Source organism: Pseudonocardia zijingensis, assembly GCF_042657305.1.
Lineage (GTDB): Bacteria > Actinomycetota > Actinomycetes > Mycobacteriales > Pseudonocardiaceae > Pseudonocardia > Pseudonocardia zijingensis.
Genome location: NZ_JBHSKO010000002.1, coordinates 200779 through 217320, shown reverse-complemented (window position 1 = coordinate 217320; position 16542 = coordinate 200779). Strand labels below are relative to the sequence as shown.

Annotated in this window: 22 protein-coding genes; 13 read left to right on the top strand and 9 right to left on the bottom strand. The window is 73.9% G+C overall.

Annotation, left to right across the window (positions count from 1 at the left end; genetic code table 11):
• Window position 1: 1 nt before the first annotated feature.
• From add to ACFPL3_RS05230, 5 genes are read right to left on the bottom strand one after another with little or no spacing between them, the layout of a single operon-like run.
• On the bottom strand, window positions 2–985 hold the full coding sequence (gene add, locus ACFPL3_RS05250) for an adenosine deaminase (RefSeq protein ID WP_343942425.1): 984 nt from the start codon (window positions 983–985) through the stop codon (window positions 2–4).
• On the bottom strand, window positions 985–2034 hold the full coding sequence (locus ACFPL3_RS05245; protein WP_343942424.1) for an ABC transporter substrate-binding protein: 1050 nt from the start codon (window positions 2032–2034) through the stop codon (window positions 985–987). Before ACFPL3_RS05245 ends, add begins: the two co-directional genes overlap by 1 nt.
• A gap of 20 nt (window positions 2035–2054) precedes the next feature.
• Entirely contained in the window at window positions 2055–2783 is a 729-nt protein-coding gene (locus tag ACFPL3_RS05240; RefSeq protein ID WP_343942423.1) for an ABC transporter permease, read from the bottom strand.
• Window positions 2780–3523 carry an ABC transporter permease gene (locus tag ACFPL3_RS05235; RefSeq protein ID WP_379588437.1) on the bottom strand — a complete coding sequence of 248 codons (744 nt, stop codon included), beginning with the start codon at window positions 3521–3523 and terminating at the stop codon, window positions 2780–2782. Before ACFPL3_RS05235 ends, ACFPL3_RS05240 begins: the two co-directional genes overlap by 4 nt.
• A complete protein-coding gene (locus ACFPL3_RS05230) occupies window positions 3520–4311 on the bottom strand; it encodes an ABC transporter ATP-binding protein (RefSeq protein WP_343942421.1) in 792 nt (263 codons plus the stop codon). Before ACFPL3_RS05230 ends, ACFPL3_RS05235 begins: the two co-directional genes overlap by 4 nt.
• A gap of 119 nt (window positions 4312–4430) precedes the next feature.
• On the opposite strand from ACFPL3_RS05230, the gene ACFPL3_RS05225 reads away from it, so the two are divergent.
• Window positions 4431–5030 carry a TetR/AcrR family transcriptional regulator gene (locus ACFPL3_RS05225; RefSeq protein WP_343942420.1) on the top strand — a complete coding sequence of 200 codons (600 nt, stop codon included), beginning with the start codon at window positions 4431–4433 and terminating at the stop codon, window positions 5028–5030.
• A 388-nt stretch (window positions 5031–5418) separates the two neighbouring features.
• On the opposite strand, the gene ACFPL3_RS05220 is transcribed toward ACFPL3_RS05225, so the two are convergent.
• Window positions 5419–6273 (bottom strand): TauD/TfdA family dioxygenase, encoded by an 855-nt coding sequence (locus tag ACFPL3_RS05220; RefSeq protein WP_343942419.1) that lies wholly within the window; start codon window positions 6271–6273, stop codon window positions 5419–5421.
• Between the two features lie 118 nt (window positions 6274–6391).
• Between ACFPL3_RS05220 and ACFPL3_RS05215 the strand changes: the two genes are divergently transcribed.
• The 8 genes from ACFPL3_RS05215 to ACFPL3_RS05180 all read left to right on the top strand — a co-directional run bounded on the left by ACFPL3_RS05215 (window position 6392) and on the right by ACFPL3_RS05180 (window position 11994).
• On the top strand, window positions 6392–7810 hold the full coding sequence (locus tag ACFPL3_RS05215; protein WP_343942418.1) for a vWA domain-containing protein: 1419 nt from the start codon (window positions 6392–6394) through the stop codon (window positions 7808–7810).
• 21 nt (window positions 7811–7831) lie between these two features.
• On the top strand, window positions 7832–8392 hold the full coding sequence (locus tag ACFPL3_RS05210; RefSeq protein WP_343942417.1) for a TetR/AcrR family transcriptional regulator: 561 nt from the start codon (window positions 7832–7834) through the stop codon (window positions 8390–8392).
• A 61-nt stretch (window positions 8393–8453) separates the two neighbouring features.
• Window positions 8454–8912: a nuclear transport factor 2 family protein gene (locus ACFPL3_RS05205; RefSeq protein WP_343942416.1), complete on the top strand. Its 459-nt coding sequence runs from the start codon at window positions 8454–8456 to the stop codon at window positions 8910–8912.
• A 162-nt stretch (window positions 8913–9074) separates the two neighbouring features.
• Window positions 9075–9695: an alpha-ketoglutarate-dependent dioxygenase AlkB gene (locus ACFPL3_RS05200; RefSeq protein ID WP_343942415.1), complete on the top strand. Its 621-nt coding sequence runs from the start codon at window positions 9075–9077 to the stop codon at window positions 9693–9695.
• 103 nt (window positions 9696–9798) lie between these two features.
• Window positions 9799–10158 (top strand): SPW repeat protein, encoded by a 360-nt coding sequence (locus ACFPL3_RS05195; protein WP_343942414.1) that lies wholly within the window; start codon window positions 9799–9801, stop codon window positions 10156–10158.
• A 118-nt stretch (window positions 10159–10276) separates the two neighbouring features.
• Complete coding sequence (locus ACFPL3_RS05190) at window positions 10277–10876, top strand: TetR/AcrR family transcriptional regulator (RefSeq protein ID WP_343942413.1); 600 nt, start codon at window positions 10277–10279, stop codon at window positions 10874–10876.
• Between the two features lie 11 nt (window positions 10877–10887).
• Window positions 10888–11484, top strand: coding sequence for a nicotinate-nucleotide adenylyltransferase (nadD, locus tag ACFPL3_RS05185; RefSeq protein ID WP_343942412.1), 597 nt, complete (start codon window positions 10888–10890; stop codon window positions 11482–11484).
• Between the two features lie 84 nt (window positions 11485–11568).
• Window positions 11569–11994 (top strand): hypothetical protein, encoded by a 426-nt coding sequence (locus tag ACFPL3_RS05180; RefSeq protein ID WP_343942411.1) that lies wholly within the window; start codon window positions 11569–11571, stop codon window positions 11992–11994.
• Here the strand turns inward: ACFPL3_RS05180 and ACFPL3_RS05175 are convergent.
• The 3 genes from ACFPL3_RS05175 to ACFPL3_RS05165 all read right to left on the bottom strand — a co-directional run bounded on the left by ACFPL3_RS05175 (window position 11979) and on the right by ACFPL3_RS05165 (window position 13238).
• Window positions 11979–12269 (bottom strand): DUF1540 domain-containing protein, encoded by a 291-nt coding sequence (locus tag ACFPL3_RS05175; RefSeq protein ID WP_343942410.1) that lies wholly within the window; start codon window positions 12267–12269, stop codon window positions 11979–11981. The two genes, ACFPL3_RS05180 and ACFPL3_RS05175, sit on opposite strands and share 16 nt — an antisense overlap.
• A 160-nt stretch (window positions 12270–12429) precedes the next feature.
• Window positions 12430–12852 carry an ATP-binding protein gene (locus ACFPL3_RS05170; RefSeq protein WP_343942409.1) on the bottom strand — a complete coding sequence of 141 codons (423 nt, stop codon included), beginning with the start codon at window positions 12850–12852 and terminating at the stop codon, window positions 12430–12432.
• A gap of 8 nt (window positions 12853–12860) precedes the next feature.
• On the bottom strand, window positions 12861–13238 hold the full coding sequence (locus ACFPL3_RS05165) for an STAS domain-containing protein (RefSeq protein WP_343942408.1): 378 nt from the start codon (window positions 13236–13238) through the stop codon (window positions 12861–12863).
• Between the two features lie 436 nt (window positions 13239–13674).
• On the opposite strand from ACFPL3_RS05165, the gene rsfS reads away from it, so the two are divergent.
• The 4 genes from rsfS to ACFPL3_RS05145 all read left to right on the top strand — a co-directional run bounded on the left by rsfS (window position 13675) and on the right by ACFPL3_RS05145 (window position 16471).
• Window positions 13675–14079 (top strand): ribosome silencing factor, encoded by a 405-nt coding sequence (rsfS, locus tag ACFPL3_RS05160; RefSeq protein ID WP_343942407.1) that lies wholly within the window; start codon window positions 13675–13677, stop codon window positions 14077–14079.
• Window positions 14076–14702 carry a histidine phosphatase family protein gene (locus ACFPL3_RS05155; RefSeq protein ID WP_343942406.1) on the top strand — a complete coding sequence of 209 codons (627 nt, stop codon included), beginning with the start codon at window positions 14076–14078 and terminating at the stop codon, window positions 14700–14702. Before rsfS ends, ACFPL3_RS05155 begins: the two co-directional genes overlap by 4 nt.
• Window positions 14703–14712: 10 nt before the next feature.
• Complete coding sequence (octT, locus tag ACFPL3_RS05150; RefSeq protein ID WP_343942405.1) at window positions 14713–15447, top strand: diglucosylglycerate octanoyltransferase; 735 nt, start codon at window positions 14713–14715, stop codon at window positions 15445–15447.
• Between the two features lie 175 nt (window positions 15448–15622).
• A complete protein-coding gene (locus tag ACFPL3_RS05145) occupies window positions 15623–16471 on the top strand; it encodes a DegV family protein (protein WP_343942404.1) in 849 nt (282 codons plus the stop codon).
• Window positions 16472–16542 lie beyond the last annotated feature (71 nt).

Below are 16542 nucleotides of genomic sequence, written 5' to 3'. Positions count from 1 at the left end.
TTCAGGATCTCGTGAGCCACTCCTCGACGTGGTCGACCGCCTCGGCCATCAGGTCGGCGGGCGCGCCGGAGCCCACGAGGCTCGAGCGGGCCAGCTGGGCGAGCTGTTCGTCGGTGAGCCCGATGGTGTCGCGCACCAGCTCGTACTCGGCGAGCAGGCCCGGGCCGAACAGGAGGGGGTCGTCGCCGTTGAGCGAGCACCGCACGCCGGCGTCGAGCAGCCTCACGAGGGGGTGCTCCTCGATCGAGGGCACCACGGAGAGCATGACGTTCGACGTGGGGCAGACGTCGAGCACCACCTCGTCGGCGGCGAGCCGTTCCACCAGCGCCGGGTCCTCCACCGCGCGGACGCCGTGGCAGATGCGGTGCGCGCCCAGCGCGTCGAGGGCGCCGTAGACGCTGGCGGGCCCGGCCAGCTCGCCCGCGTGCGGGGCCGAGATGAGCCCGGCGTCGCGCGCGACGCGGAACGCCTCGGCGAAGGGCTCCGGCGGGAAGAGCGCCTCGTCGGCGGCGAGGCCGAACGCCACCACACCCGCACCGGCGAACTTCGCGGCGAGCTCGGCCAGGTCCACGGCCTGGGCCACGTCGAAGTCGCGCAGCGCGGAGACGATCCAGCCGCACCCGATGCCGCGGGCGGCAGCCGCGCGCTCGCCCTCGTCGATCACGATCTCGAGCACCTCGTCGGCGGAGCCGAGCTGCCCGGCGTAGCGCGGCGGGTAGAAGTGCGGCTCCACCCAGACCGCGCCGTCGTCGGCCGCGTCGTCGACGACCTCGCGGACGAGGCGGCGCAGGTGCTCCTCGGTTCTGATCAGGGCCGACGCGGCCCGGTACTGCAGTCCGAACTCGGCGAACGAGGTGTAGCCGCGCACGGGTGGCGTGGGCACGCCGGCCTCCGCCGCCAGGTCGGTGAGGGTGGACGGCCGCATCGCGCCTTCCAGGTGCAGGTGCAGGTGGGCCTTGGGGAGGAGTCGGAGATCGCGAGGCATCAGATGGTGGACCTTCCCTGGAAGACGGCGTCGAGCACGCTTGTGTCGATGATGCGCGAAACGTCCGGAAGCGGGGATACGCCGGCAGCGGCATATGCGGCGTACATCGGCCCCGAGATGCGGTCCGGGTCGATGCGGAACAGCCCGCTCGACTCCGTCAGCTCGCTGCGCGTGTAGGGGATCTGCAGCTCGTTCTCACGGGTCTGCTGCGCGAGGTCGAGCCCGAGGTCGGCGCCGTAGTTCTCCACCGCGAGCCGGGCCGCGACCGACGGATCGGCCGCGTTGTCCTGCCAGCCGCGGATCGTGGCGCGCATGAACCGCTCGACGACGGGGCGGTTGCCCTCCAGCCAGGAGCGCGAGCTGCACAGCATGCTGGCGTATTGGGGCAGCCCCAGCTGCTCGTAGGTGGTCACCACGAAGTCGCGGTCGGCCACCATGCCCTGCTGCTCCAGCATGATCGGCTGGTTGGTGGCGAAGCAGGTGTAGACCTCGCCCTGCCCCTCCACGAGGGGGCTCGGCTCGTAACCCGCCGGGATGAACTCGTACTCGACCGGCACGCCCGCCAGGCGCATGGCCGCCTCGACGTAGGGCTGCACGCCCTGCTGCCCGAGCACCCGGGCGCCGACCGCGTCGCCCGCGGTGCGCACGGGCCGCGCGGCGAGCGACAGCCACGCCGCGGGCGAGTTCTGGAACATGGTGCCGTAGGCGACGAAGTCGTTGCCGTTGTTCACCGCGGCCAGGAACTCCTGCATGGCCACGGGGATGGCGATCTCCGCGCCACCTGCCGCGAGGGTCTGGGCCGTGCGCGGGGCGTTGGGCCCGCCCGGCAGGAACTCGACCTCGAGGCCCTCCTCCGCGTAGTAGCCGCGGTCGTCGGCGATCCAGAAGCCGGCGAACTCGACGTTGGGGATCCAGCCGAGCGCCACCCGCAGCGGTGTGGTGGCACCACCGCCCGCGGGGCCGGTGTCGCCCGAACCGCACGCGGCGGTGAGACCGAGGCCGGCGAGACCGGCGGCGTGCAGGAACCGGCGGCGGGACAACGTGGACATGCGATCTCCTCGGGGTGGGATCAGGTGAAGCGGGCGACGCCCCAGCGCTCCACGGCGCGGGCGGCCACGAAGCAGGCGACGGACACGACCGTGGCGACCAGCGCGGTGCCCCACGCGCGATCGACCTGGTAGAAGCTGATCGACTGCGCGAACAGCGTGCCCAGGCCGCGCCCGCCCATCAGGTACTCGGCGAGCATCGCGCCGAGCACGGCGGTGGAGGCGGTCAGCCGGAAGGCCACGAGCAGGCCGGGCACGGCGTGCGGCAGGAGCAGGCGCCGCAGCAGCGTGGCCCGGGAGGCGCCGAGCACGGCCATGAGGTCGGACGTGGCCGGGGGTGCATCCCGCAGCCGGGCGGCCACCAGGACGAACGCGGGGAAGAACGAGACGACGCTCGTGATGACCAGAACGGTGGTCCAGCTGTAGCCGAACACCCGGGCCAGCACCGGGATCATCGCGACGACGGGGACCGAGCGCATGATCAGCGCGACCGGTGTCATCATCCCGGAGAGCACCCGCGACGACCACACCGCGACGGCGAGCGCGGTGCCCAGCGCCATGCCGACCACGAGCCCGGCGCCGGCCGTGCCGAGCGTCCAGGCGAGGTCCGGCAGGTACACGCCGATGTTGACGGCGACGTCGGCGAACACACTGACGGGCCCGGGCACGACGATCCGGTTGAGGCCGGAGAACGAGGAGTGCAGCTGCCAGCCGGCGAGCAGCGCGAGCACCGTCCAGTACCGGGAGATCACGAGAACCTCCGGTTCACCACGCCGCGCAACGCCACCAGCAGCACGTAGGCGACCAGGGAGACGGCGGCCGCGGTGAGCGCGGCGGCCCAGAGCTGCTCGACCTGCAGGTTCTGCATCGAGCTGACCAGCAGCACGCCGATCCCGCGGCGCGCCCCGAACCACTCGCCGATCACCGCGCCGAGCACCGCGGCCGGGGCCGCGAGGGTGAGCCCGTCGACGATCAGCGGCACACCCGCGGGGAGCTGCAGTCGCAGGAGGGTGACCAGGCGGCCGGCGCCGAGCACGGCGAACACGTCGCGCTGGGCGGCGTTCGTGGCGGCCAGCGCGGACGTGGCCGCGACGAAGACGGCGAACCCGGCCGCGAGCGCGGCCACCAGCATGGGGGTGGCGTCGCGCCCGGCGATGGTGATCAGGAGCGGGCCCACGGCGATGAGCGGCACGGCGTGGAGCACGGCGGCCAGCCGGTCCAGGCCGGGAGCCGCGGCGGGCAGCAGCGCGCCGAGCGCGGTGACCAGCAGCGCGACGGCCGTGCCGAGCACGAAACCGGTGCCCGCGGCCGCACCGGTGGCGGCGAGCGCCCGGCCGAGCAGCTGCTGCGCCTGCGGCTCGGTCAGATAGCGCAACACCGCGGTGGCGGGCGGCCACCCGACCCCGCCCCACCCGGCGCGCCCGATCAGCTCTGCCAGCGCCAGCACCGCGAGCACCCCGGCCGCCGCTAACGCCCGGTCGCCGACCCTCACGCCGCCGCCTCCGGGTCGTCGAGGAGCGCGGTGAGCTCGTCGACGATCGCGTGGAAGCCCGGGTCGCGGGTGGCGTCCGTGCCCCGCGGGCGCGGGATCCGGATCTCCTCGACGTGGCGCACGCGCCCCGGGCGGCCGGTCATGACCACCACGCGGTCGGCGAGCAGCACGGCCTCGTCGACGTCGTGGGTGACGAGCAGCGTGGTGATCCGCTGCTCGGCCCAGATCCGGGCGAGCTCGAGGTTCATCCGCCGCCGCGTGACCGCGTCGAGGGCGCCGAACGGCTCGTCGAGCAGGAGGACGTCGGGTTCGAGCGCGAGCGCGCGGGCGATGGCGACGCGCTGGCGCATCCCGCCGGAGAGCTGGCGCGGCCGCGCCGACTCGAACCCCGCCAGGCCGACGAGCTCGAGCAGCGCCGCCACGCGCCCGTGGTCGACGGGGCGGCCCGCCACCCGGAACGGGAGGGCGACGTTGTCGCGGGCCGTGGCCCACGGCAGGAGCGCGTGCTCCTGGAACGCCACGCCGAGGCGGTGGCTGCGGACGAGGTCGGCCGGGCCAGCGCCCTCCACGGCGACGCTGCCCTCCGTGGCCAGCTCCAGCCCCGCCACCAGGCGCAGCACCGTCGACTTGCCGCACCCCGACGGGCCGAGCAGCGCGACGAACTCCCCGTGCCCGACGTCCAGGTCCAGCCGGTCGAGGGCCCGCACCGTCTCGCCACGGCGCATCGGGAAGTCCTTGACGATGCCGGTGAGGGCGATCGCGGTGGCCGTGCTCGGGCGGGTGAGCATGCGGGCGGCTCCTGGGTGAATCGAGCGGTTCACCCCACGCTATGGAGACCTGGTTGCTGCCGTGTTGCGCACGCGGCGCCCGCACGTAACGCCTGGTGCCTCGGCTACCGTGCCGGGGCATGGGCGCCGAACCGGAGCGCGACCGGCTGCTCCGGCTGATCGCGGACTACGTGCTCGAGCACGGCATCGCCGGGATGACGCTGCGCGGGCTCGGCGGCGCGATCGGCACGAACAACCGCATGCTGCTCTACTACTTCGGCTCGAAGGAGCAGCTGATCGCGCAGGCGCTCGGGGAGGCGGCGCAGCGGTTCCCGGCGTTCACGGCGGGGATGGCGGCCCTCGACGAGCCCGGCGTGCCGCTCGTCGACCGGTTGCAGGCGGCGTGGCGGGGCATCGCCGCGCCGGAGAACCTCCCGTTCCTGCGGCTGTTCTTCGAGATCTTCGGCCAGGCCGCGCACAACCCGGGCCGGTTCGACGGCTTCCTCGCCCGCGTCGGGCACGACTGGACCAACCAGGTGGCGAAGGCGCTGGAGGCCGAGGGGGTACCTGCGGCGGAGGCGGCGGCGCTGGGCCGGGAGATCGTCGCCGTCTGGCGCGGGCTGCAGTTCGACCTGCTCTCCACGGGCGACGCGGACGCGGTGGCGGCGAGCTACGCAGGCACCGCGGACGCGTTCGCCCAGCGGTGCGAGGCCGCCGCCCGGCGTGGGGCCCGCTCTTAGAGGGCCCCGGAGGTTCAGGAACGCCACGTTCCTGAACCTGCAGGACAGGAACGTGGCTCTCCTGAACGTCCCGCTCCCCGCGGGCGCGGGCAGGCCGGGGCGCCTGCCCCTTCGTGCGCGCGGCGCCACCAGGAGGCGGTCCACTCGAGATTCGCTTGTCCAGCCCCGCAGTGATCAAGGGAAGTGGTTGCTCTCGAAGATCATTTGACGACCTTCTCCCCTCGATCGACGAACCGGCACGTTCCCCGACGGAATGCGTCGGCTTTTGCGCCGAAACAACGATCATGCCCGCGAGCGGCAGCCCGGAGGCTTGTGCGATCGCGGCGAACCGCACGCCAGGGCCGCGACCACGACCGCGAGGTGCTGCTCGGACCGAGCACGGACCCGGCTACCCGGCGAGCTGGGCCGGTGCCTTCGGCGTCACGATGTCCAACTCGCCCACCGGCACCGCCACCGCCGCGCTGCTCCAGCCCCAGATCGAGTAGAGCGTGCGCGCCGGGTCGGTGTAGCCGTGGCGGCCGTGGAAGAGCCGGTAGTTGTCGACGCAGGCCATCTCGCCCGCCTCCAGCCGGAACCGCGGCCCGGTGTCGCGGGCGGCCGTCACCGCCGCCGACCAGTGCTTGACGAACGGCCACTGCGCCGCCTCGTCCGGTCCCACCACCGGTGCGAGGTAGGGGTGGTGGCGCACCTGCGGGCGGCCCGCGGGCGTGGTGCGCAGGATCGGCGAGTACGTGCCCTGCGGGAAGTTCGGCTCGGAGTGGTCGATGTCGGCCGTGCGGCAGAACTCGACCATCTCCGCGTTGGCCGGGTCGCGCGCGAGGATGTCGAGCACGGCGAGCCCGTCGACCAGGAACGACTCGCCGCCGGTGGCCGCGGGCCGCGCGCTGAACAGGAACAGCCGGTCCGGTGCGTGGTCGCCGAAGGCGAACCCGTCGTTGTGGGCGGGCATCGGCAGCGACGTGTCGGTGACGAACCTGCGCCTGCGGCCGCGGGCGTCGGCGGGCTGCTGCTCGACCTTCGCGCTCGCCTCCTCCCCCCGCTGCCGGGTGACCTCGATCTGCCTGCCGATGCGCCGCAGGTCGGTGCCGAGCATCGCGGTGCCGAAGGCGATGGCGGCCTCCTCGTCGGCGATGCCGCCCACGATCGCGGCGCCGTCGGTGTCGACCACCTCGCGGGCCTCCTCGGGGCTCGACACCCGGCGGGGGACCACGCAGGCGTCGGCGAGGTCGGGGCTCAGCTGCATGACGCGCTCCGTTCGGTTGAACCATCCGGTTCAACCGAACCTACGGGCGCCGCATTGCCCCGGTGTTACCCGGCCGTGACGCCTCGCCAGTGGTGCGGCAGCACGGCATGATGGCGGCGTGCAGCCCGCACCGACCGTCCCCGAGCACGGCCTCCCGGGGCACCTGGTCGACTTCGTCGGGGCGCTGCGCCGGCACGGCGTGGCGGTCGGGCCGGGGGAGACGATCGACGCCGCGCGCGTGCTCGCGGCCCTCGATCTCCTGCACCGCGAGCACCTGCGGGAGGGCCTCGCGGCGGCGCTGCTGCGCCGGTCCGGGCAGCGCGAGGTGTTCGACGCGTTGTTCGACCTCTACTTCCCCGCGGCGCTGGGCGCCGGTGCCGCACCGATCGAGGTGCCCCGGGCCGAGGCGGACGGGCCGGTGGACGTCGACGCGGTGCGCGCACTGCTCGCCGACCTGCTGCGGGACGGCGACGAGCGCGCGCTCGCCGAGCTGGCGCGCGCGGTCGTCGACGCGCTGGGTCGCTCGGGTGCCGCGGGCACCGGTGTGCGCGGGGCGGCGGCGCAGCCGGGCTGGTCCTCCTACCAGGCGCTGCGGGCGCTCGCGCCGGAGACCCTGCTGGCCGGGATCCTGGCCGACCTGCGCTCACCCGCCACCGACGACTTCGCCGACGAGGTGCTGCGCCGCGACGTCCGCGGCCGGATCGCGGCGTTCCGCCGGATGGTCACCGACGAGGTGACCCGGCGCACCGCCGAGACGCGGGGCCGCGAGCGGGTGGCGCGCTCGGCGGTGCCGGTCCAGGCCGACCGGGTGGAGTTCCTCTCCGCCCACGCCGAGCAGCTCGCGCGGCTGCGGCGCACGGTGCACCCACTGGCCCGGCGGCTCGCATCGCGGCTCGCGGTGCGCCGCCGGCACGCGAAGCGCGGCGAACTCGACATGCGCCGCACCCTGCGCCGGTCGATGTCGACGGGTGGCGTGCCGATGCGCCCGGCTCACCGCACCCGCCGCCCGGGCCGCCCGGAGCTGGTGGTGCTGTGCGACGTGTCCGGCTCCGTCGCCGGCTTCAGCCACTTCACGCTCCTGCTCGTGCAGGCGCTGCGCGAGCAGTTCAGCAAGGTGCGGGTGTTCGCGTTCGTGGAGCGCGCCGACGAGGTCACGCACCTGTTCGAGCCGGGGGCCGAGCTCTCCGGCGTGATGCAGCGGGTGCTGCGGGAGGCCGATCTCGTCGCGTTCGACGGGCACAGCGACTACGGCGGCTCCTTCGGCGGCTTCGCCGAGCACTGGGGTGATGCGGTCGGCCCCAAGACCTCCCTGCTGGTGCTGGGCGACGCGCGCACCAACTACCGCGACCCCAACCTCGCCGTGCTGAAGCGGCTCGTCGGGCAGGCCCGGCACGCGCACTGGCTCAACCCCGAGCCGCGGAAGCAGTGGGGCAGCGGCGACTCCGCAGCCCTGCGCTACGCCGACGTCCTCCCGATGCACGAGTGCCGCACGGCGGCGCAGCTCGCCGAGGTGGTGGAGGGTCTCCTGCCGGTGTGACGGCGGTAGCGTGGACGCCTCATGGCTCCACCCGACACCGAGACCGCCCGCACCCGCCTCCTCGACGCGGCGGAGGAGCTGTTCTACGCCCGCGGGATCCAGTCGGTGGGCATGGACGAGATCCGCTCCACCGCAGGCCTGCCCCTCAAGCGGGTCTACGCGCTCTACCCGGCGAAGGAGCAGCTGCTCGAGGCCTACCTGCAGCGCCGCGACGTCCGGTGGCGGGGCCGTCTCGCCGCCGCCGTGGAGGAGGTCGCGGATCCCCGGCAGCGGATCCTCGCGGTGTTCGACTGGCTCGGTACGTGGTTCCGCGAGCCGGGGTTCCGCGGCTGCGCGTGGATCAACGGCTTCGGCGAGCTCGGCGCGGTCTCCGACGTCGTGGTGCGGCAGGCGCGGCTGCACAAGGAGGCCTTCGCCGATTACGTCGCGGGCCTGGTGGCGGACGCGGGCCTGCCGGCCCGTCTCGCCCCGCAGCTCGTGCTGCTCGCCGAGGGTGCCATGGTCACCGCGGGCATCCACGGCACCGACGCCCCGGCCGCGCAGGCGCGGGAGGCCGCGGAGGCGTTGCTGCGCGGGCATTGATTGGAGAACGGTCGTTCTCTAGGCTCCCCGGGAACGCTCGTTCTCTCCGTGAGGAGGCCCTGTGGCCGACCGTCCGCCGCTCCCGCCGTTCACCCTCGAGGCCGCCCGGCAGAAGGTCCAGGCCGCCGAGGACGCGTGGAACAGCCGCGACCCGGAGCGGGTGTCGCTGGCCTACAGCGAGGACTCCGTCTGGCGCAACCGCGACCGCTTCGTGCGAGGGCGGAAGGAGATCGTGGAGTTCCTGACGCAGAAGTGGGAGCGCGAGCTCGACTACGCGCTGCGCAAGTCGCTGTGGACCTTCGCGGACAACCGCATCGCCGTGCGCTTCCAGTACGAGTGCCGCGACGCGACGGGCGTGTGGTGCCGCAGCTACGGAAACGAGAACTGGGAGTTCGACGGCCACGGGCTGATGACGCGGCGCGAGGCCAGCATCAACGACGTCGTCATCGACGCGTCGGAACGGCGGATCTTCGGCCCGCGCCCGGAGGGGGAGCGCGAGCTGGAGATCCCCCTGCAGTAAGGGGTGACGACCGGCCTGCTGCGGGAAGGGCTCACACACCGGTAGTGGTGCCGGCACACCGGTTGCAGTCGGTGTGTGAACACGTGAGCTGGTGTGCGAGCGCGAGCACTGACCCTCGGGAACATCTCGAACTGATGTTCGATCCGGCGTAGCGTGGGCGGCATGGCCGCTCCCGACCTGTCCTGGCAGCCCTCGCTGCTCGATGCGCCCGCGCTCGAGTTCGACCGCTCCTTCGGCGGGCTGCGCCGCCGCCACCTCGCCGAGGGTGCGTGGGTCGACCACGCCCCGGGGTGGTGTCGCGGGGCCGACGCGCTCTTCGCCCGCCTGCTGGAGGAGACCCCGTGGTCGGGCCGTGAGGTGCGGATGTACGACCGCCTCGTGCCCGAGCCGCGGCTCACCCATCGCTGGCGACTCGACGAGGGGCCCACCCCGCCCGCGGAGCTGTGCGAGATGGCCGGCCTGCTGAGCGAGCGCTACGGCGTGGCGTTCACGCAGGTCGGCGTCAACCTCTACCGCGACGGCGCCGACAGCGTCGCGTGGCACGGCGACCGCGTGGCGCGCGAGCTCCCGGAGGCGATCGTCGCCCTGGTCTCGCTCGGTGCGCCCCGCCCGTTCCGGCTGCGGCCCACGGGCGGCGGCGCCTCGATCGGCTACCTCCCGGGCCCCGGCGACCTGCTGGTGATGGGCGGCTCCTGCCAGCGCACGTGGCAGCACGCCGTGCCGAAGACGCGGGCCTCGGCGCCGCGCATCAGCATCCAGTTCCGGCACGCCTACGTGCGCTGACGGGTGTTCCGCACGTCTCACCGGACGGGCTCGAGATTTCTTGACCGGGCGGCCAGTCAAGCGCATCATGAAGGCATCTCCTCACGAGGGAAGGGTGATCTCCATGGCAAAGACATGGCGCCGGTGGCAGGACTGGGCGGCACTCGTGATCGGTGTGCTGACGGCGCTGTCGCCGATCGTGGTGGCCACCGACACCGCCGCTCTGTGGTCCCTGATCGTCTTCGGGGTGCTGATCGCCGCCACGGCCCTGTGGTCGCTGGCGCAGCCCGACTCGGTGGCGAGTGAGTACGTGCACGCGGTTCTCGGCGTGCTGCTCTTCATCTCGCCCTGGGTCTTCAGCTACGCCGACATGGCAGGTGCCGCCTGGACGTCCTGGGTCGCGGGCGTACTCACGGTCGCGGTCGGCCTCGCCGCACTGCCTGCGGCCAACGCGGAGCACCGGGGGCTCGCCGGCCAGCACTGAAACCGCACGATCACCACAGAAGATCGATCACCACAGAAGAACGACGGAAGACGGAACGGCCGCGGCCCGGCTTGGCCGCGGCCGTTCTGCATGTACAGGATGGGCCGGTGAGGAGCACATGAACGACGTTCCGCCGCCCGACGAGCCCGGGGCCCGCGAGCGGATCCTCGCGGCCGCCGAGGAGCTCTTCGCGGAATCCGGGTTCGACGCCACGCCCACGTCCCGCATCGCGGAACGGGCGGGCGTGCCGAAGGGTCTCGTCCACTACTACTTCAAACGCAAGCCGGACCTGCTGTCCGCGCTGGTCGAACGGCTGCCCGACGACCGCGTCGACATCAAGGCGGTGGTCGTGCCCGGCGACGTCGCGGCGAGCCTGCACCGGCTCGTCGACGCGCTCGACCGGGCCATCGGGTCCTCGGCGGTGCTCTCGCACCTGCTGTGGCGGGAGTCCGACACCCACCCGGCGGTGCTCGACGCCCTGCAGACCCGCTTCAAGCGCATGGTCGGGCTGATCCGCGACGTGGTGGCCGCCGCGCGCCCGGCGGGCTGCCCCGAGGCCGACGTCGACTGCGCCGCGCAGCTGCTCGCCTCGGCCGTCAGCTACCGGCACTCGGTGGCCCGGCACGCCGAGGACGGGCAGGAGGCCATGCACCGCGAGCTGCGCTTCCTCGCCGACGCGCTGGCGGCCGGCGCGGGTGCGGGCACCTCTGTCGCTTAGGCTCCGAGGTTGTGCAGCGCAAGATCGGGGTGATGGGCGGGACGTTCGACCCGATCCACAACGGGCACCTCGTGGCCGCCAGCGAGGCGGCCTACCGGTTCCAGCTGGACGAAGTGATCTTCGTGCCCACCGGGCAGCCGTGGCAGAAGACCGAGCGCGTGGTGAGCCGCGCCGAGGACCGCTACCTGATGACGGTGGTGGCCACGGCGTCGAACCCGATGTTCTCGGTGAGCCGGGTCGACATCGACCGGCCCGGCCCGACCTACACCGCCGACACCCTCGCCGACCTGCACACCGAGTACCCCGACGCCGAGCTGTACTTCATCACCGGCGCCGACGCGCTCTCGCAGATCCTCACCTGGCACCGGCTCGACGAGCTGTTCCGGCTGGCGCACTTCGTCGGCGTCACCCGGCCCGGCTACACCCTCGACGACGACCACCTGCCCGAAGGGGCGGTATCGCTCGTCGAGGTGCCCGCGATGGCGATCTCGTCCACCGACTGCCGGGAGCGGGTCGCCGGGGGGCGGCCGGTCTGGTACCTCGTGCCGGACGGGGTGGTGCAGTACATCTCCAAGCGGCACCTCTACCGCACGGAGGTGCCGACGTGACGGCGGTCGCCTGAGGCCCCGGACGTCTGGACTCCTCCGCGGACCGCAGGTTAGCCTCGCCTCATTCGCGCGAGGAGGTCCCTGGTGTCCCTGCAACTGCCGGTGGGCAGCCTCACCGTGCTGCTCGGCCCGGCGCTCGCCCGGCACCGCGTGATGGCCGCGCTCGACGAGAGCACCGGCCGGTGCGCCTCCGGGCACACGGCGGTCCAGGCGGTGCGGCTCGTGGCCGCACCGGACGACCCCGTCGCCGAGCGCATGCACGCGCTGGAGGACGTGCGGCGCGGCGGCGCCGCGATCGTGCTGGTCGACCGCTTCACCGAGGGGCTCGCGTCCCGCGACCGCGCCGCGCTGCTGCGCGAGCTCGCGGCGCTGGCCGGCGGGCGCGCCGTGCTGGTGCACGACCGCGACCCGGTCGCCGCCCTCGCGGTGGCAGGCGGGGCGCTGCGGGTCGGCGCGTCGGGCGAGCTGGCGTACGAGCCGATCGGCGAACCGGGTTACCTGGCCTCGTAGGTCAGGCAGTCGGCCACGTCGGTCCCGGCACCCACGTCCACCGAGGGGGCCGTGCACTCCAGCTTGTCGTTGAAGCGGCAGTCCGAGCGGTGGCAGGCACCCACGAGCCCGGTGCGGTCGGTGCCCGCGCGGAACGAGATCTCCACGAAGGTGCCGCAGTGGGCGTGATCGCCGCCGATGGTGATGGCGCCCGCGTGGCAGGTGGAGGAGTCGTTGTAGGAGCAGCTGGTGGCCGAGCAGCTGTGCACCTGCGGCATGTCCTGAACGGAGGTCATGGCCGGGAGTCTCGCCCGCTCGCCGTGGCGCTGCCACCCAACGCAGGCTCGCCTCGCCGCCGCTGAGGGCCGTCTTGCTTGCCGGGCTGACCAGGCGATTCCGTGCGTGGACGCCGTCCCGGCCGCGCGCCAAGTGCGGCCGATCGGGTGACCCCCATGATCACAACGGGGGTACCCGCGCGCTCGTCAGCAGCATGGTGGTGCCGTCGTCCTCCCGGGACACCTCGATCGCGTCCATGCACGCGTGGATCATCAGCAGGCCCGGGCCCTCGAAGCCCGTGGGCTCGGGCGTCCAGTGCTCGCCGCCCGCCACCGCCACCAGTACCCGACGCCCGCCGTCCGGCTCGTCGTACTTGCGCGCAGCCACCCGCACCTCGGCGCCGATGGCCGCCGGGTGGGTGTGCTCCACCGCGCTCGTGACCGCCTCGTTCACCGCCATCACGACGTCGTCGACCTCGCGCTCGGGCCAGTAGAGCGAGGACAACCACCTGCGGAAGCGCTCGCGCACCACCGACAGCGACACCGGGTCAGCCATGAGCACCATCGAGATGACGTCCTCGGGCGGGTGAAGCGGGTTCTCCACGGAACGACTCAGGCCGCAACGGCCTCGTCGACGGTGCGGTAGAGCGAGAGCACCTCGTCCAGCCCCATCGTGCGGATCGGGCGGATCACAGGCCGCGTGGGGTCCACGACCACCCGCAGCGGCGCACCCAGCTCCCTGCCGTCGTCGTGCAACGCCACGAGCAGGCCGAGGCCCGAGGAGGAGAGGAAGTCGACCCCCGTGAGGTCGAGGACGACCGGCTGCTGCGCGGATTCCTGCAACGCAGCGCTCCCGGCCTCCATCAACCGCCCTCCCGTGCTCAGGTCCACCTCGCCGTGCACGACCAGAACCAGGCAACCGTCCCGATCATCACGCTCGATCGTCATCAACTGCTCGGCCGGCGGCACCCCGCCGAGTGGACCGTTCATGCTGGCGGAGCGTACATCGCGTGGCCTCGCTGTCGTCCGATCGCGGGTTACCCGTCGTGGTGAGCCGAGTGGACTCGCGTAGAACGCGGTGGGCGAGCGCCACCACCTCACGCAGCCCCCGGCGGTCGAGAAGGCGTGCGACGTCGCGGGCCGCCGCTTCCGCGACGCCCTCCTCCGCATCCTCGGAGTCCTCGACAACAGCGCCCTGGCTCGCAACCCGGGCGCGCACCTCCTCGTCGGCAGGTGCGTCGTCGGTCGTCTCGTCGGTTGCAGTCATCGGCCCTCGCAGCCCTCGGACGTCCGCACACCGACCCCGTTCCCACTCCGCGCGCCCGGGAAACCACCCCGCGCCGGACCGCCTGCCGGACCCGCCGAACGGTGCTGGGACAATGGGTGACGAGCAGGTGGGCGCAACCCCGCCGGGGAAGGGGAACGCGTGACGGCGACCGACGACGCGCTCGACATGGCCCGCGTGGCGGTGGCCGCCGCGGCCGACAAGAAGGCGCAGGACATCGTCGTGCTCGACGTGTCCGACCAGCTCGTGATCACGGACTGCTTCGTGATCGCCTCGGCGCCCAACGAGCGGCAGGTGCAGGCCATCGTCGACGAGGTCGAGGAGAAGCTGCGCCGCCACGGGGCGAAGCCCACCCGGCGGGAGGGCACCCGCGAGGGGCGGTGGGTGCTGCTGGACTTCGTCGACGTCGTGGTGCACGTCCAGCACACCGAGGAGCGCGGCTTCTACGGGCTGGACCGGCTGTGGAAGGACTGCCCGCGGATCGCGTTCCCCGAGGCGGTCGTCGACGCCGGGCCGGCCGACGACACGACCGGGTCGACCGCGTGAGCCTGCGCAGGCTGGTCCTGCTGCGCCACGGCCAGACCGACTACAACGTGGCCGGCCGCATGCAGGGGCACATCGACTCGAAGCTCACCGACGAAGGCGTCGAGCAGGCGTCCTCGGCCGCCCCCGAGATCGCCCGGCTCACCCCCGACCGGCTGATCAGCTCCGACCTGCGGCGCGCCGTCGACACCGCCGACCTCGTCGCCGCGGCGTGCGGCCGCCCGGTCAAGCTCGACGCCCGGTTGCGGGAGACGCACCTCGGGGAGTGGCAGGGCCGCACGGTAGCCGAGATCGAGGAGGCCTGGCCCGGGGCCATCGCCACCTGGCGCTCGGACCCCGCGTGGGCACCGCCCGGCGGGGAGTCCCGCATCGAGGTGGTGCGGCGTTCCCTGCCCGTCGTGGAGGAGCTCGACGACGAGTACGGCCCCAACGGCCCCGAGACCACCGTGGTGCTGGTGGCCCACGGCGGGCTGATCGCCGGGCTGGTGTGCGGGCTGCTCGCCCTGCCCACCGCGGCGTGGCCCGCCATCGGCGGGATGGGCAACTGCCGCTGGGCCGCGCTGGCGCGCCGGGCCGACCACCCCCGCTGGCGGCTCGCCGGGTACAACATCGGCCTCGGCCACTGACCGTCCCCCGGTGACGGTCCACGGCCGGGTGCTGCTGGTGCTCGGCGACTCGCTCGCCTTCCACGGCCCGGAACGGCCCGAACCGGCGGACGATCCCCGGCTGTGGCCCAACGCCGCGGCCGCCGCGCTCGGCGCCCGGGCCGAGATCGTGGCCGGCACCGGGTGGACGGCGCGGCACGCGTGGCACGCGCTGACCTCCGATCCCCGGGTGTGGGCGGTCCTGCCCGCCGTCGACGCGCTCGTGCTCGGGGTGGGCGGGATGGACACCCTCCCGTCCCCGCTGCCCACCGCCGTGCGCGAGCTCATCCCGGTGCTGCGGCCCGAGGCGCTGCGCCGCCGCGTCCGGGCCGCCTACCTGCGCGCACAGCCGGTTCTCGCCCGGACGTTCGCCGCCCTGCCCGGCGGCGGCCCCGTCGCGTTGCCCCCGCGGCTCACCGTGCAATACCTGGAGCGCTGCCGCAGCGCCGTGCTGGCGATCCGGCCCGGCCTGCCCGTCGTGGCCGCACTGCCGCCGCCGCACCGCGCCGAGTGCTACGCGCGCGTCCACCCCGGCCGGGCCGCCGGTGAACGGGCCACGCGGGCCTGGGCCGCCGACGCCGGTGTCGCGCTGCTCGACCTGCCCGCTCTCGTCGGCGACCACGTCCTGGGCGGCCACGGCAACCCGGACGGGATGCACTGGGGCTGGGAGGCACACGCCGCGGTGGGCGAGGCGTGCGCGCGGGTGGTGAGTGGCGGGGACCACTAGTGCCCCGCCTCGGAAGGTTGGTGGGTGAATCGGTGGATCTGGACGTCCGCCGGCAAGGCGCCGCGCGAGCCTCGTACCGGGTGTACTCGGCTCGTGCGGCAACGCCGCCGGCGGGCGTCCGGGCCGCCGAGTCGCGCGGTGAACCTTTCGAGGCGGGGCACTAGGCTGCGGCGTCGTGCCTGTCGCGGTCGTCACGGACTCCACCGCCTACCTGCCGACCGGCGTGGCGGAGGAGCAGGGCATCAGGGTCGTCGCGCTCGAGGTCCGGATCGGCGACCGGGTCGGCCGGGAGGGCATCGACATCACCACCGCCGAGCTGTCCGCCGCCCTCGCCGATCGGCACCTCGACGTGCAGACCTCCCGACCCGCGCCCGCGGAGTTCGTCGCCGCCTACCGCGCCGCGTTCGAGAGCGGGGCCGACGAGGTGGTGTCGGTGCACCTGTCGCGCGAGCTCTCCGGCACCTGGGACACGGCGCGCCTGGCGGCCGAGGAGGTCGGGGCCCACCGCGTGCACGTCGTCGACTCCCGGTCCACGGCGATGGGCCTGGGTTTCGCCGTGCTGGCGGCCACGGAGGCCGCGCGCGCCGGTGCGACCGGCGCGGACGCCGCGGCCGCAGCGGAGGCGGTGGCGGCCCGCTGCCGCATGTTCTTCTCGGTGGAGACGCTCGACCGGCTCCGTCGCGGCGGGCGCATCGGAGCCGCGGCCGCACTGGTCGGCACCGCGCTCGCGGTGAAGCCGTTGCTGCACGTCGCGCAGGGCCGCATCGTGCCGCTCGAGAAGGTCCGCACCACCGCCCGCGCGGCTCAGCGGCTCGTGGAGCTCGCGGCGCGCGCGGCGGGCGACGGCCCGGTGGACCTCGCCGTGCACCACCTCGCGGCCGCCACCCGGGCCGAGGAGGTGGCGGCGCGGCTGCGGGAGCGGCTGCCCGAGGTGGCCCGGCTGCTCGTGTCGGAGGTCGGCGCGGTGATCGGCGCCCACGTCGGCCCGGGCCTGCTCGGCGTGGTCGTCGTGCCGAGAGGTTAGCCGCCGCACACGACGACCCCGGGGGATTCCGGCGAGTTGTCCACCTCGCCCTCCGGCCATCCACAGCTCGC